The following is a 14,403-nucleotide window of genomic DNA, read 5'->3' as shown; positions in this document are numbered from 1 at the left end:
GTCAGGCTCCTTCGAGCTGGCTGGCGGTGTCGTCGCCGCCACCGATGCGTCGCAGGAGCAGGGCGATGGACAGACCCACGAGCACGAGGATGAGCGCGATGCCGCTCGCCGGCCCCATCAGGTTGGCCTGGAAACCGGTGATGTACATGTCGAGGGCGAGCACCCGGGTGGCGTCGCCCGGGCCGCCGGCGGTGAGGATGTAGATGAGGTCGAAGAAGGTCAGCGAGCCGACGACCATCAGGGTGGAGGAGGTGACGATGGTGTTCTTCAGCTGGGGCAGGGTGATCGAGAAGAACTGGCGCATCCTCCCGGCCCCGTCGATCTGCGCCGCCTCGTACATCGAGGTCGGGATCTGCCGCACGGCGCCCTGGTAGATGAGGGAGTGGAACGGGATGAACTGCCACGACACGACGAAGACCACGACGCCGAGGGCCAGGTTCGGTCGGCCCAGCCAGTCCTGGGAGAGGAACGGAAGGCCGAGGCCCGCACCGAGACCGAAGTTGGGGTCGAGCAGCGCCTTGTAGGTGATCGCGATGGCGGCCGAGCTGAGCAACAACGGGAGGAAGTAGAGCACCGACAACACGGCGCGGTAGCGCTCCGCACCGGCGAGGAACACCCCCAGCAGGATGCTGAGAGGGGTCTGCACCAGCCACGAGAGAGCCATCACCAGGAAGGTCACCCAGAGCGCGTGGGGGAGCCCGGGGTTGGTGAGCACGGCGGTCCAGCTGTCGAAACCGGCGAAGCGGATCGCGCCGATACCGTCCCACGAGGTGAAGCTGAGCGCCAGCACACCGAAGAGCGGGATCACTCCGAAGGCGGTGAAGAAGAGCAGCGCGGGGGCAGCCATCCAGCCGACGGAGCCCACCCCGACCTTGCCGCCAGACCGGCCGGCCGTGCTGCCGGCCGTGCTGCCGCCCCCGGGTGGGGCCGGCAGCACGGGCCGAACGCTCGTCGAGGTCACTTGCCGATGACCGCGTTGAGGTTGTCGGCGAACTGCTGCGGGGTCACCGACAGCTGGAACAGCTTGGAGATGTTGTCGAGCAGCGTCTCGGCGGCCGTCGGGCTGAGCGCCTGGTCCCACGACTGGGCGAACACCTTCGCGCCGCTCGCCACGCCGTAGAGGAACTTCAGCCAGTCGGCATCCTTGGAGCCCGCGATCTTCGCGTCGCTGCCGTTGACGATCGGGATCGACCCGGTGTCGATCCACGACTTGACCTCGGCGTCGTCGAGGATGGCGGTGGCGAAGAACTTCTTCGCGGTCTCCTTCTCGGCGTCGCTGGCCTTGGCCGAGATCGACAGGTACTGGCCCGGGTTGCCGACGGTGTCGCTCGGGTCGCCCTTGCCACCCTCGACGGGTGGGAAGTTCATGTAGCCGAGGCTCCCGCTGGAGACGAAGTCGCCGCCGTCGGCGCTCATGCTGCCGTAGGTCCACGAACCGTGCAGCATCATGGCGGCCTTGCCGGTGTAGAGCAGTGCCTGGTCGGCGTTCGAGTCGGCCGTGATCGACGAGAAGCCCTTGATGAAGCCGTCGGCCTTGATGAGGTCCTGCATCTTGGTGAGCGCCGTGATGGCGTCGGGGTTCGACCAGGCGTCCTTCTGGCCGTCGAACACGGCCTGGAAGACCTCTGGCCCACCGATGCGGTCGAAGAGGAACTCGAGCCACATCATGTTGGTCCACCGCGACTGGCCGCCGAGGGAGAACGGTGCGATACCGGCAGCGTTGAGCTTGGGGACCATGGCCATGATGTCGCCCCACGACTTCGGGGGCGCCACGCCGACCTTGTCGAGAACCTTCTTGTTGTAGTAGAGAACGATGGGCTGCACCGTCTCGCAAGGCATCGCGTAGATCTTCTTGTCGACGGTGCCGGCGCCGAACGACGACGGGAAGAGGCGGCCCTTGACCTTGGGGTTCTCGGCGAACCACGAGGTGAGGTCTTCGACCTGGTTGGCTTCGGCGTAGGTGCGCAGGGTGCCGCCGCCCCAGCCCCAGATGATGGTGGGAGACTGACCGGCCCCGATCGCCGTCTTGATCTTCGTCTTGTACGCGTCGTTCTGGAACAGGGTGAGCTTGATGGGCGTGCTCGAGTTGGCCTTGTTGAAGCGGTCGACCGTGGCTTGGCGGATGCCCTCACCGGGTTGGCCGGTGAGTGACCAGTAGCTGGCGCCTGATCCGCCGCCCGCACCTGCTCCGGCGCCGCCGGTGCTGCCTGGGGTGCTGCTGGGGCCGTCGCTGCCGCACGACGCCAGGGCTGCGACCAGGGGCACGCCCATGGCGAGCCCGAGGAAGGTACGACGAGAGGTTGTTCTGGGATCCACGGTGATCTCCGTCTGGGTCGTGGCCGACTGTCGGCCGTCCTGGTGTCGCCCGGGGTGTGGGGCCGGTAGCGCAGCGGCTGCGCTGCGGACCAAGTCACCCTGGTTTCGCAACAGTGAGTGGGTTTGACGGTACTTTTCGAAACTTTGCGCTGTCAATACCCTGGACATCACGATCTGTTGCGAGGATTTTGGATCTGGATCACTCGTTCACGGCGCGAACTGTGCATGATGACAGTGCAGCCGCTGGGGTACTAGGGTGACCGAAAGTTTTCGATACGTTTCTCCAGAACCACAAAGGAGCTGTTCGTGCCCGACACGCAGCCAGCACCGACCGCCACCGCATCGCCGGGCCTCGGCGCGGCCGACCTCACCAGAGACTCCCGAGACGCCCGGGAGACCGAGCCGTGGCGCGACCCGCGACGTTCGCTCGACGAGCGAACGGATGCGCTGCTCGCGGCCCTGACGACCAAGGAGAAGGTCGGCCAGCTCGGCAGCCGGTGGCTCGGTAACGACATGCACGCCGACGACCCAGCCGATACCGCCGGTTCCACCGCGATCGACCCCCCTGAGGCACCCGACTCCGATGCCGTGCTCAACGTGGCCCCGATGCAGGACGTGTTCGCGGCCTCGGGCACGGTGTCGCTCGAGAACGCTGCGGCGTATGGTCTCGGGCACCTGACGCGTATCTACGGCAGCGTCCCCCGGACCGCTGCGGAGGGCGCCGCCGAGGTGGTGCGCCAGCAGCACGTCGTCATCGACTGCTCGCGACTCGGCATCCCGGCCATCGTGCACGAGGAGTGCTTGACCGGGTTCACCACCTACGGCGCCACGGTGTATCCGGCTGCGATCGCGTGGGGTGCGACCTTCGACCCTGACCTCGTCGAGCAGATGGCCTCCGCCATCGGTCGGGACATGGCTTCACTGGGGGTTCATCAAGGCCTCTCGCCGGTGCTCGATGTGGTGCGTGACTACCGCTGGGGTCGGGTCGAGGAGACCATGGGCGAAGACCCCTATCTCGTCTCCATGCTCGGATCGGCTTACGTACGAGGGCTTCAGAGCGCGGGGGTCGTGGCCACCCTGAAGCACTTCGCCGGCTACTCGGCCGCCCGGGCGGCCCGCAACCACGGCCCCGTCTCGATGGGGCGGCGCGAGCTCCTCGACGTCATCCTGCCGCCCTTCGAGATGGCCGTTCGGCTGGCGGGCGCCGACTCGGTGATGAACTCCTACTCCGACGTCGACGGGGTGCCGGCGGTCGCCGACGCGTGGCTGCTCACCGAGCTGCTGCGTGAGACCTGGGGCTTCACCGGCACGGTCGTGTCGGACTACTGGGCGGTGCCGTTCCTCGCCTCGATGCACCGGGTGGCAGTCGACGTCGACGACGCTGGCGCGCAGTCGCTGAGCGCGGGGCTCGACGTCGAGCTGCCCGACACGCTGGGCTTCGGGCAGCACCTCGCCGACCGGGTCGCGCGTGGAGACCTCGACGAACAGCTCGTCGACCGGGCCGCCCGCCGGGTGCTGCGACAGAAGATCCGGCTGGGCCTGCTCGACCCGGGGTGGACCCCGGAAGGATCAGCGGCGGGCGCAGACCGCGTCGAGCTCGACAGCGCGGCCAACCGGCAGCTCGCAAGGCGGCTCGCTGAGCGCAGCGTCGTGCTGCTCGACGCCGGCACGGCTCTACCGCTGACAGGCCCCGGCCGAACGTCGCCCGCAACCATTGCCGTGGTGGGGCCGACGGCCGCTGACGCTCGAACCTTCATGGGCTGCTACGCCTTTCCCAACCATGTGCTGCCGCGCTACCCGGCGCGCGGGCTCGGCGTCGCGGTACCGACCCTCGTCGACGCACTGGCCTCGGAGCTGCCGGAGGCGCGGGTCACCTTCACCCAGGGTTGCGCCATCGACGACAACGACCGCACCGGCTTCGAGGCGGCCCTGGCGAGCGCTCAGGAGGCCGACCTGTGTGTGGTCGCGGTGGGTGACCTCGCGGGCCTGTTCGGTCAGGGCACCTCTGGGGAGGGTTGTGACGCCGCTGACCTGTCGCTTCCCGGTGTGCAGGGAGAGCTCGTCGCCGCGCTCATCGCCAGCGGCACCCCCGTCGTGGTCGTGGTCGTGTCGGGCCGCCCGTATGCGCTGGGCGAGGTCGCCGAGGGCGCGGCCGCTCTGGTGCAGGCGTTCATGCCCGGTGAGGAGGGAGCAGGTGCGCTGGCCGGCATCCTGTCGGGTCGGGTGCAGCCCACTGGGAAGCTGCCGGTTCAGGTTCCCCGCATCGCCGGAGGCGGCCCGAGCACCTATCTCCAACCCCCTCTTGGGCTGGGCGGGGGCGGCATCAGCACACTCGACCCGACGCCGCTCTTCGCGTTCGGCTTCGGCTCGTCTTACACCCGGTTCGAGGTCAGCGACCTGAGTCTCAGTTCCGACGAGATCGACACCGGCGGCGAACTGAGCGTGACGGTACGGGTGACCAACGTGGGCGACCGTGCCGGCGAGGAGGTCGTGCAGCTCTACCTGCACGACGTGGTCGCGCAGGTGACGCGGCCGGTGAAGAGCCTGATCGGGTTTGCCCGCGTAGCAGTAGAACCCGGCGAGTCACGCTTCGTCACCTTCCGAGTGCACGCCGACCGCACCGGCTTCACCGGGCGTGACCTGCGTCGGGTCGTCGAGCCCGGGGAGATCCGGCTGTGGGTCGGTTCGTCGTCTGATGGCCTGCCGTGCAGTGCCACCGTGCGGCTGACCGGGCCGTTACGGGTCGTCTCGGCCGGCGGCGTGCTGGTGACCCCCGTCGAGGTCTCGGCCCCGCTGCGCACCCCGCAGGGCTTGTGACGTGGGTACCAAGACCCAAGGGCGCACCACCCTCTCGGCGGTGGCGACGCAGGCCGGAGTCTCGGTGGCCACCGTGTCGAAGGTCGTGAACGACCGTAGCGACGTGTCTGATGCCACCCGGGCCCGGGTGCGGCAGCTGCTCGATGAGCACGGCTACCTGCCACGCACGACGCACCGGCTGCCGGCCACCACGACCGACGTGCTCGAGCTCGCCTTCGAGGGCGACCTGCACGCCTACACCGCGGAGGTGCTCCAGGGTGTACTCGACGCGGCGGCCGAGTCGGGCGTTCCGGTGGTGGTCACGTGCCGGCCCATCGGGGCTGGACCCGCCGACGCGGACGCTCGTGGCTGGGCCCGCGGGCTGTCCGTGGCCGGGCGACGGGCTCTGATCGCCGTAACCAGTGTGTTGTCGTCATCGCAGCTCTCCGCCCTTGCCGGCGAGGGGATCTCGCTCGTCGTCATCGACCCGCTCGAGATGCCGAACGTTGACGTGACGAGCGTGGGCTCGACGAACTTCTCCGGTGGGGTCAGTGCGGTTCAGCACCTGCTCGACCTCGGTCATCGGCGCATCGCCTATCTCGGAGGGCACTCACAGGCGGCCTGCAACCAGGCTCGGATGCACGGCTACCGCGCGGCCATGGAGGCCGCCGGAGTGCCCGTGCCCGACGGCTTCGTGCGCTCGTCGCGCTTCATCTACTCAGACGGTGTCGACTGCGGGCTGGAGCTGCTCAACCTGCCCTCGCCGCCGACCGCGATCTTCGCCGGTTCCGACGAGATCGCCGTGGGGGTCATGGAGGCGGCCAGGCGGCGCGGTCTCGATGTGCCGGCGGATCTCAGCATCGTCGGCTTCGACGACACCCAGCTCGCGCGGATGTCGTCTCCACCGCTGACCACGGTGCGCCAGCCCCTGGCCGAGATGGGCCGGCTCGCTGTGCGTACCGCCCTTCGTCTCAGCGACGGCGGGTCGGTCGACTCGCACCACGTCGAGCTCGCCACCGACCTGATCCTCAGGGAGTCCACAGCGCCGCCATCGCGCTGACCCAGTCCGTAGCGCCCTTCTCGTACACAACACGGGCTGGATGTTCTCGCTCCCGCTCGACTCGGCGACCGGCCGACAGCTGCTGTCGGACTACTACGCCGACTACGCGAGGATCGCGGCGTCGGCGGCATCCGGCCTCATGCTCGAGTCACCGACGTGGCGCGCCAACCGCGACTGGGGCCGACGCCTCGGGTACGACGGGGTGGCTCTCACGCGGCTCAACCGGGCTGCTGTCGCGTTGCTGCGCGATCTGGCGCAGGAGAGGGCGGATGCCGTTCCGAGGACCCTGGTCAGTGGGATGATCGGCCCCCGCGGCGACGGTTACCAGGCCGAGGCGAGGATGGGGGCGCAGGAGTCGGCCGACTACCACCGGGCGCAGGTCGACGCCCTGGCCGGAGCTGATCTCGTTCACCGCGGAGACCGATGGGCGGTTGCCTGACGGCTCGACGCTGGCGGCCACCACGCTCGACGACGGCGACCCGTCTCGGTTGGCGGTAGCCACCGGGCGACTGCGACCGATGCTGCCCGGTCTCGCCATCGTGGGGGATGCTGCGGCACCGACGCTCGCCACGTGGCCGCACAGTGCAGGGTGGCAGACCCGACAGGGCGGCGGTTCAGCGGCGAATGATGCGCTGCTCGATGGCGGCCGCCACGGCGCCGGCCCTCGTGTCGACCCCGAGCTTGGTGTAGATGTGCGAGAGGTGCGACTTCACCGTGGCCTCCGAGACGAGCAGCTCGCGGGCCATCTCACGGTTACCACGGCCGCTCGAGAGCAGCTCGAGCACCTCGACCTCTCGCTCGGTGACGACTCGGCTCCCCGCGGCGTGCGACGACGCCCGTCGCACCAGGGTGGCGGCCACCGCTGACGCGAGTACCGTCTCGCCTCGTGCCGTCGACCGGATGCCGGCGAAGAGCTCGTCGGGTGGTGCGTCCTTGAGCAGGTACCCCACGGCTCCTGCGTCGAGTGCCCGGAGGATGTCGCTCTCCGTGTCGTAGGTGGTCAGCACGAGTACGTTCGGCGGGTCGGCCAAGGCACGCAGCACCTGCGTGACCTCGGCCCCGCCGGGGCCGTCTCCGAGGCTGAGGTCCATCAGCACGACGTCTGGGCGCTCGAGGGTCACGATACGGCGGGCGCTGCGCAGGTCACTCGCCTCACCGACGACGGTGAGATCGGGCTGGCCGTCCACGAGCGCTCGCAAGCCGGCCCGCACCACCGGATGGTCGTCGACGATCACCAGGGTGACCGGGGATCTCACGCTCACGGCCGACCCTCCAGCGGGAAGCGCACCGACACCGTCGCCCCGTCGCCGGGGGTGCTCTCCACCTCCACCCGGCCGCCCAGCTCGTGAGTCCGCTGCCGGATGCCGCGCAGCCCCCGACCGCGCGGGCCCGACCCCGGTCCGTCGTTCGGCTCGAACCCCCGCCCGTCGTCTCGCACATCGAGCAGCACCTCGTCAGGGTGGTAGGTGAGACTGACCACGGCGCGGCTCGCCCCGGCGTGCTCCACCACGTTGGCGAGCGCTCCCCGCGCCGAGCGCACGATCGCGCTCGCCACCGGCGGGGGCACCGCCACCACGGTGCCGTGAACCCTGAGCTGCACCTCGATGCCGTGTCCCTCTCGTTCGGTGAGCCGGGCCAGCGCCACGGGCAGGGCCGCGCCGTCGTCATCGGCCTCGAGATCCTCGGGCGCCAGGTCGCGCACCACACTGCGCACCTCGTCGAGACCTTCCCGCGCGGTCGCCGAAGCGGTCTGCACGTGGTGCCGGGCGAGGTCGGGGCGGCGGCTCCACTCCTGCTCGGCGGCGTTGAGCAGCAGGTTGATGCTCGAGAGGCCCTGGCCGACGGAGTCGTGGATCTCGCGCGAGATCCTGCCGCGCTCTGAGAGCACACCCGAGCGATGCTGGGCGATAGCAAGATCGGCCTGCGCCTCGGTGAGCTCGTCGAGGAGCAGCTGACGGGTTCGCGACTCGAGGTCGAGAGCGCGGTAGGCGATCACCGTCACGAGGGCGATGCCGATCGGCCCGACGACCACCGTCGGGTCGACCTCGTCGGTGATCCGGTTCCACGCCAGGCTGACGACGACCGTCATCACGACCACGACGCCCACGGCGCCACGGAACGGCAGGATCTGCAGGGCGGCGAAGGCGAGCGGCACGGCCGTCCACGAGAACGAGGGCGCGACGAGCGTCAGCCCCATCCAGAGGGTCAGCACGACGGCGACCCATGCGGTGGGGCCCCACGAGCGTCCTGCTACGAGTGGACGGGCCGTGTAGACGACCGCCAGGGCAGTGGCGCCGGCCAGGATGAGCCCGGCGGTGAGGTCGACCGGGTGACGCAGCACGTAGCGAGCCGCACACACGAGGATGAGCACCACCAGCACCCCGTGCAACCAGGCGTCGAGGGTGGCCGCCGGGGCGAGGATGCCGCGCACGCCAAGGCGCCGGACGTCGACCTCGTTCTGGGTGTGCTGGCTGCGCATGATCGTCCCAGCGTACGGACGCGAGGGGCGCGCGGCGTCATCCGATCGGCTACTCGTCACTGACCCGTTGCCCGACGCGCCCTCGCGCGTTCTCGTCGATCGTGGAAGGACAGCACACCTCGCCACCTCGACCTCATTCCAGGAGCCACCATGAAACGAACCGCCATCGCGATCGTGGCCACGGCCACCCTTCCGTTCGTCGTCCTCCCCGTCGCCGCCGAAGCGTCAGTCGCCCCGGTGTCGGCGACGACGCGAACGACACCCGGCCCGGCGGCATCCGCCGATCGGCACGGGCCGCTGAGCACGTACCGGCTGACCGGAGACGACGGAGGCTCGAAGTTCGAGGGGATCGGCGCTGACCAGCGCACAGGGCTCTTCTACGTCAGCGAGGTCACCGGAGGCGAGATCCACCGCGGCTGGGCGCTGTTCGGTCGCACTCAGGAGTGGCTCCCCGGCGACGGCGTAGACGGCCGGTTCACCGCCCGCGGCGTCACTGTCGATGACGCGGGGCGGGTCTACATCGCCGGTGGCCCGAACGGCATCGGCACGGGGCGGCCCGACCTCTGGGTGTACTCGCAGAGCGGTCGGCTGCTGGCGGCGCTGCGGGCGCCCGGCGACAACGTCTTTCTCAACGACGTGGCCATCGGGCCCGACGGTGCCGCCTACTTCACGAACTCCAATACGCCCCAGGTGTTTCGGGTCGCGACCGGCCCCATCGGCTGGGGTGTCGAACTGTGGTCGGACGCCACCGGAACGATCGAGACCACGGAGGGCTTCAACCTCGGTGGCGTCGTCGTGACGGCCGACCGCCGAGCCCTCGTCGTGGCGCAGGGCACGACCGGAGACCTCTGGCGGTTCGACCTGCGCACCCGGGCGGTGTCGGCGGTCGCGACCGGCGGCGCCGATCTCACCGGCGCCGACGGGCTGGTGCGAGAAGGAAACCGGCTCACGGTCGTGCGCAACTTCCAGCGGATGATCGCGACGCTCCGGCTCGAGCCGTCGGGTCGCTCGGCGCGTCTCGTGCGTCAGCAGGCCAGTGACCCGCAGCGGGTGCTGACGACCGCGAAGACCCTGTGGGGCCGCACTCTCTACGTCGACAGCAAGTTCGACGAACCGGTCGCGTCGGGGCCCTACGAGGTCGTCACCCGGCCACTGGCACGATGAGGGGGATGAGCCGTCGTGTCGTAGCCTCCGCCGCTTTGGCGGCGAGTGTCGCACTGTCGGGCTGTACGAGCTCGGATGCGGGTCTCGCGGCCTCGACGGCGACGTCGACAGCGACCTCGACAGCGACCTCGACAGGGCGGCCGACCAGCGTGCGACCGCCGAGCTCGCCACCGACCACGAAGGAGCCCACCATGTCGCCGACGACCGGCTCGACGCCCATAGGCAGGGCGGTGAAGCTCTCCACGGCGGAGCAGGCGCGGCTCGACGACCAGCTGCGGGCTGCGGCCTGGCGCAACGACGTCGGACAGGCCGCCGGCCTCATCGAAAAGGGCGCCGACGTCAACGCCCAGGACTCCACCCGGCAGTCGGCCTACCTCATCGCGGCGAGTGAGGGCCGCCTCGAGCTGCTGCGGTTGGCGCTGCGAAGCGGTGCGGATGTCAACGACAAGGACAGCTGGAACGGCACCGGGCTGATCCGGGCCGCCGAGCGCGGACATGCCCTTGTCGTCGGGCAGCTGCTGCAGTCCGGGATCGACCGCGACCACGTGAACCGCATCGGCTACCAAGCGGTGCACGAGGCCGTCTGGCTCGGCGCGAACACTGCCGACTACGTCGACACGGTGCGGGTGCTTGTCGCCGGAGGGGCGGACCTCACCACCCCGTCGCTCAGCGAGGGCCGCACGCCCCTGCAGATGGCTCGGCTGCGCGGCTTTCCACTGCTCGAAACCGTGCTTGAGAAGGCCGCCTCCGCCCAGCCGGTGGCCCGCCCCGACGTGGAGCTGCTGGCGGCCGCGGCCGACGGAGACGCCGACCGGGTCGCGCTCGCCCTCCGCTCGGGGGCCCAGATCGAGACGCGCGACAGCCGCGACCGCACCGCGTTGCTGCTCGCAGTGACCTCCGACCACGTTGCCGCCGCAAGGCTGCTCGTGGCGATGGGGGCGAGCGCCGATGCGCTCGACGACCGTCACGACACACCCTGGCTGGTCACCGGCGTCACGGGAAGTGCGGCCATGCTCGAGGCGCTGCTGCCAGCGACCCCCGACCTGACGATCGTCAACCGCTACGGCGGGGTCTCGGTCATCCCGGCCAGCGAGCGCGGGCACGCCGACTACGTCGACCGGGTCGTCAAGACCGGCATCGACGTCAACCACGTGAACCGCCTGGGCTGGACCGCCTTGCTCGAGGCGGTCATCCTCGGCGACGGCGGCCCAGCCCACCAGCGCATCGTCGCCACTCTGCTCGCGGCGGGCGCCGACCCGGCGCTGCCCGACGGTGACAGGGTGACCGCGGTGCAGCATGCGCGGTCGAAGGGACAGCGCGAGATTGTGACCCTGCTGCAGCCTCGCTGAGAAGCCAGGCCCCAGACGTTCACCTCGATCTGTTGGTGCCCGACATCGCAGCAGCCGAGCCGCACTTGAGCTGCAGTTCGCCAGTTCACGACCCGAGTCGAGACCGTGTGGGGCACACTTGAGCCCACCGCCGGCGGGGCGGCTCAGCAACGGTCAACATCGAGAGATTGGTCTTGTCATGGGCAGAGTCAAGCGCAGGGTGTTCGGACTGACGGCAGTGGCAGCCCTCGTGCTGGCCGGCCTGGGCGGTCCCGCGTCAGCCGCCACCACGGCTAGGCACATTGCTCCACCGCAACTCAAGATCAGGGATGTCGGAGGCCCGTTGAGATTTGGTCCAGCGACCCTGACCCTGTCAATTCGATGCTTCGGCGGTGCCATCCTCAACGAACTGACCGTCAAGGTCACTCAGGAGTCGCTCCGAGGTGAGCGCTACAGTGGCCGCACTGACGACATCGTCTGCGACGGGGTTCGTCGAGACATCTCCGTGGCCTCCTACAGCGTCGAGGAGGAGAAGTTCCACGTCGGTCCCTCAATGGTGACGGCCAGCCTGACAGTTCTCGACCCACAGACGATGAAACCCCTGCCGGCGGTCGTCGCGACGCAGAGCGTCTATCTGCGTCCCTATGTGTTTGCCAAGATCGCGACCGGTCCAGTCCGGCTCACCGCCGACGGCAGCGCGGTCTTCAGTGCCTCCGTCAAGTGTCTGGCCCCCTACGTACTCGATTACTTCGACGTCTCGGCATGGCAGAACGGCGGCCGGATCGGCGGCTACGGACCAGGCGACCCCCAGGTTCCGCCGTGTGACGGGACCTTCCACGAGCGCACGTTCACCGTGCACCCCAACAAGCCGTTCGTGCCCGGCGTGATTCATGTGACTGCCAACGCGTACCTCCTCGATCCGGACACCCACCAATGGGTGGACTTCTCCGACCGTTACAGCTACCGGACCGCCATTGCGTGGGGTTCAGTGACGTCCCGGGAACCTGCTCGTATGTCGTGATCTGACCGTCACCGTACGACAGGCGGAAATTGAGCACTGCTTGTCGTACGGGCCTGTCCGGGTCTCACCGAAGAGGTAGCCACCAGGTGGGTGGCCTCAGCTAGGTGGACGAGTCGAGAGGTTGATCTCGGCATGAGTCGATGGCCCCGGGTCCTTCGGGCAGTGACGGCTGGAACTCGGCGAGCAGATCGGGGCTGACCTCCGCGATGACGGCGTAGGCCCGTTCGAGGGGGAGGTCGACCAGGTCGTAGTGCTGCTGCCCGGCGGCGGTGGTCGCGACGAGAGTCGCAACGCCGGCTCGGCGCTGGAAGAACGACTGCTCCACCTTCCACCCGATGATCCCCGAGCGGTCGAGCACCACGCGCCGGCGGTCGAGCGACCCTTCCCGGGCCACCAGGTGACCAGGCGTCACGCGGTGGCCAAGACCGGCGTAGCGGTCGCGGGCCAGGGCGACGGCCGCGAGAAGCAGGATCGGCAGCGGCGCGACCACCGCCGGCGGCCAGCCCCACGCGAGGGTCGCGGCGGTAAGTGCGACCAGCAGCACGAGCGTCGGAGCCAACGTTCGGGTGAGGCGGCGACGGCGGGCGGCAGGGCCGTGCTGCTGCAGACGCCCGGCAACGGCATCCTCGTCGGGAACGATGGCGCGGGCCAGCCCGGTGACCACGGCTGCGGGGGCCGGCGGGCACAGCCAGTCGCTCCCGCCGTGCTCGTGCAGCAGGCCGGTCGTGACGACCTTGAGACGACGCCCGCCGGCCAGGCGCAGGCCGAGGGGCTCGTCGAAGCGGATGCCGCGCACGCGGGCGTGGTCGATGCTCGTCTCCCGCTTCGTCAGCAACCCGCGGCGGGTGTGCAGGCTACCGAGCTGGTTGCGGGTGAGACGGAAGCCCCAGAAGGTCAGCACGTAGGCGATCACCGCTAGCGCCGAGACCACGACGAGCACGAGCAGCAGGTCGGTCCACCACTCGAGCTCGGACACCCATCTGGCCCCGGACCTGATGGTGTCGCTCTCGTCGCCGACCGTGCGCAAGCCCTGGCTGGCAACGCCCACGATGGCAGCGGCGCTGGCCAGGCCGGTGAGCGTCAGCGGCGCGTAGCGCACCCAGGCGGGGTCGAGACGCAGCAGCTCGACGTCGCCACCCTCGCGAGGAGCAGCCGCCGTGCCCAGCACGGCAGCGTCGACGGGCCGGCCCGTCGGCGCCGGCCGTGCGGTGACCGCCCGGTCGACGCGGTGCAACAGCTCAGCGCGAAGCCGGCGGCCCTGCTCGACCCGCAGCGAGTCGAGCACGAGGCGTTCCTTCGCTGAGCTGCCGGTAGAGATCTCGACCTTGGCCAGGCCGAGCACCCGGTGGTAGATCTTGGCCGTGAGGTCGACGGTGCGCACCTTGTCGAGTCGCGCCGTCGTGGTCTGCTTGTTGAGCCACCCCCGGCGCAGCTCGATCTGACCGCCCTGGATGCGGTAGCGCGTCGTCACCCACCGCAGCGCTCCCAAGGCGAGGATCACCGGAACGGCGATCAGCTCCCAGCGTTCGTCGCTGTCGGAACCGGCTCGGGCGAGGAAGATCGCGAGCACGGCCGGGAGGGCGCGAACCAGCGTCTCGAGGGGGTGGATGAGCAGCATCCGGGCATCGAGCCGCCGCCAGGCGAGGTCGGGGACGGGCCCCGTCGCCGCTTCCGGGCCGGGTGCGGGGAAGGGCTCGGGCGGTTGTTCGGTCATGTCGCATCGCCCTTCTCGGCCACCGCTGCCGCGGTGAGCCCTTCGACCAGCTCCTCCGCCACCGCCAGCTCGAGCCCGTGCACCTTGACCGGCCCGGCCGCCGACGCGGTGGTCACGGTGACGGAGGCGAGCTTGAACAGCTGAGCCACCGGCCCGCGCTCGAGGTCGACGGTCTGCACGCGGCTGAGCGGCGCGATGCGTCGCTCCTGTTTGATCCAGCCCGTCTGGGTGTAGATCGCGTAGGAGGTTGCCTCCCAACGGTGCACCCGAAATCGCCACCGGGGCATGATCGCGACGTAGCCGACGGAGACGACGAGCAGGATCGAACCGACCACCCACTGCGCATCTCGGGAGCCGGTGTCGAGAAACCACCAGGCGACCATCCCGGCGACGAGCCAGGCGACGACGAAGAGGGCCTCGACCGTCCACATCCGCACGGCTCGCGGTGAGACGCGCTGCGAGGGCTCACGCAGGGCCTGCTGGTCGGGAAGGTCCATGGGCACACGGTGTCACACCCGCGAGCCT

The 14,403-nt window shown here is 69.7% G+C and carries 13 protein-coding genes; 6 read left to right on the top strand and 7 right to left on the bottom strand.

The annotated features are described in order from the left end of the window. Position 1 precedes the first annotated feature (1 nt). A complete protein-coding gene (locus BA895_RS17720) occupies positions 2-847 on the bottom strand; it encodes a carbohydrate ABC transporter permease (RefSeq protein WP_070193250.1) in 846 nt (281 codons plus the stop codon). A gap of 110 nt (positions 848-957) precedes the next feature. Beyond that, positions 958-2,316, bottom strand: a complete 1,359-nt coding sequence (locus BA895_RS17715) for an extracellular solute-binding protein (RefSeq protein WP_254666544.1) — start codon at positions 2,314-2,316, stop codon at positions 958-960. 306 nt (positions 2,317-2,622) lie between these two features. Here BA895_RS17715 and BA895_RS17710 point away from each other — a divergent pair, with 306 nt between their 5' ends. Genes BA895_RS17710 through BA895_RS17700 form a run of 3 tightly spaced genes read left to right on the top strand, consistent with a single transcriptional unit; the run spans position 2,623 to position 6,611 of the window. Continuing rightward, complete coding sequence (locus BA895_RS17710; protein ID WP_254666543.1) at positions 2,623-5,133, top strand: glycoside hydrolase family 3 N-terminal domain-containing protein; 2,511 nt, start codon at positions 2,623-2,625, stop codon at positions 5,131-5,133. Between the two features lies 1 nt (position 5,134). Beyond that, positions 5,135-6,172, top strand: a complete 1,038-nt coding sequence (locus tag BA895_RS17705; protein ID WP_070193162.1) for a LacI family DNA-binding transcriptional regulator — start codon at positions 5,135-5,137, stop codon at positions 6,170-6,172. A gap of 40 nt (positions 6,173-6,212) precedes the next feature. Continuing rightward, positions 6,213-6,611 (top strand): homocysteine S-methyltransferase family protein, encoded by a 399-nt coding sequence (locus BA895_RS17700; protein WP_070193161.1) that lies wholly within the window; start codon positions 6,213-6,215, stop codon positions 6,609-6,611. Positions 6,612-6,786: 175 nt separating this feature from the next. On the opposite strand, the gene BA895_RS17695 is transcribed toward BA895_RS17700, so the two are convergent. Together BA895_RS17695 and BA895_RS17690 are read right to left on the bottom strand one after the other, a co-directional pair. Further along, the gene (locus tag BA895_RS17695; RefSeq protein ID WP_217493938.1) at positions 6,787-7,434 is read right to left on the bottom strand and encodes a response regulator transcription factor; all 648 of its coding nucleotides are present in this window, start codon (positions 7,432-7,434) and stop codon (positions 6,787-6,789) included. Then, positions 7,431-8,651, bottom strand: coding sequence for a sensor histidine kinase (locus BA895_RS17690; RefSeq protein WP_070193160.1), 1,221 nt, complete (start codon positions 8,649-8,651; stop codon positions 7,431-7,433). The genes BA895_RS17695 and BA895_RS17690 overlap by 4 nt, the downstream gene beginning before the upstream one ends. Positions 8,652-8,801: 150 nt before the next feature. Between BA895_RS17690 and BA895_RS17685 the strand changes: the two genes are divergently transcribed. Further along, positions 8,802-9,815 (top strand): SMP-30/gluconolactonase/LRE family protein, encoded by a 1,014-nt coding sequence (locus BA895_RS17685; RefSeq protein WP_070193159.1) that lies wholly within the window; start codon positions 8,802-8,804, stop codon positions 9,813-9,815. Here BA895_RS17685 and BA895_RS23675 read toward each other — a convergent pair. Then, the gene (locus tag BA895_RS23675; protein ID WP_139142745.1) at positions 9,793-10,035 is read right to left on the bottom strand and encodes a hypothetical protein; all 243 of its coding nucleotides are present in this window, start codon (positions 10,033-10,035) and stop codon (positions 9,793-9,795) included. The two genes, BA895_RS17685 and BA895_RS23675, sit on opposite strands and share 23 nt — an antisense overlap. Before the next feature lie 10 nt (positions 10,036-10,045). Here BA895_RS23675 and BA895_RS23235 point away from each other — a divergent pair, with 10 nt between their 5' ends. Together BA895_RS23235 and BA895_RS17670 are read left to right on the top strand one after the other, a co-directional pair. After that, the gene (locus BA895_RS23235; RefSeq protein WP_254666542.1) at positions 10,046-11,164 is read left to right on the top strand and encodes an ankyrin repeat domain-containing protein; all 1,119 of its coding nucleotides are present in this window, start codon (positions 10,046-10,048) and stop codon (positions 11,162-11,164) included. A 178-nt stretch (positions 11,165-11,342) separates the two neighbouring features. Then, positions 11,343-12,164: a hypothetical protein gene (locus tag BA895_RS17670; protein WP_070193157.1), complete on the top strand. Its 822-nt coding sequence runs from the start codon at positions 11,343-11,345 to the stop codon at positions 12,162-12,164. Between the two features lie 100 nt (positions 12,165-12,264). On the opposite strand, the gene BA895_RS17665 is transcribed toward BA895_RS17670, so the two are convergent. Together BA895_RS17665 and BA895_RS17660 are read right to left on the bottom strand one after the other, a co-directional pair. Then, positions 12,265-13,878 (bottom strand): PH domain-containing protein, encoded by a 1,614-nt coding sequence (locus BA895_RS17665; protein ID WP_083283492.1) that lies wholly within the window; start codon positions 13,876-13,878, stop codon positions 12,265-12,267. Then, positions 13,875-14,375, bottom strand: a complete 501-nt coding sequence (locus BA895_RS17660; RefSeq protein ID WP_070193156.1) for a PH domain-containing protein — start codon at positions 14,373-14,375, stop codon at positions 13,875-13,877. Before BA895_RS17660 ends, BA895_RS17665 begins: the two co-directional genes overlap by 4 nt. Positions 14,376-14,403: the final 28 nt, after the last annotated feature.

The organism is Humibacillus sp. DSM 29435 (assembly GCF_001758225.1).
Classification (GTDB): Bacteria; Actinomycetota; Actinomycetes; order Actinomycetales; family Dermatophilaceae; genus DSM-29435.
This window is presented reverse-complemented; position numbering and strand designations above follow the sequence as displayed.

Excerpts from the sequence above, each read along its gene's own strand:
- BA895_RS17720 (WP_070193250.1), bottom strand. The coding sequence starts at position 847 with ATGGCTGCCCCCGCGCTGCTCTTCTTCACCGCCTTCGGAGTGATCCCG.
- BA895_RS17700 (WP_070193161.1), top strand. The coding sequence starts at position 6,213 with ATGTTCTCGCTCCCGCTCGACTCGGCGACCGGCCGACAGCTGCTGTCG.
- BA895_RS17690 (WP_070193160.1), bottom strand. The coding sequence starts at position 8,651 with ATGCGCAGCCAGCACACCCAGAACGAGGTCGACGTCCGGCGCCTTGGC.
- BA895_RS17685 (WP_070193159.1), top strand. The coding sequence starts at position 8,802 with ATGAAACGAACCGCCATCGCGATCGTGGCCACGGCCACCCTTCCGTTC.
- BA895_RS23675 (WP_139142745.1), bottom strand. The coding sequence starts at position 10,035 with ATGGGCGTCGAGCCGGTCGTCGGCGACATGGTGGGCTCCTTCGTGGTC.
- BA895_RS17670 (WP_070193157.1), top strand. The coding sequence starts at position 11,343 with ATGGGCAGAGTCAAGCGCAGGGTGTTCGGACTGACGGCAGTGGCAGCC.
- BA895_RS17665 (WP_083283492.1), bottom strand. The coding sequence starts at position 13,878 with ATGACCGAACAACCGCCCGAGCCCTTCCCCGCACCCGGCCCGGAAGCG.
- BA895_RS17660 (WP_070193156.1), bottom strand. The coding sequence starts at position 14,375 with ATGGACCTTCCCGACCAGCAGGCCCTGCGTGAGCCCTCGCAGCGCGTC.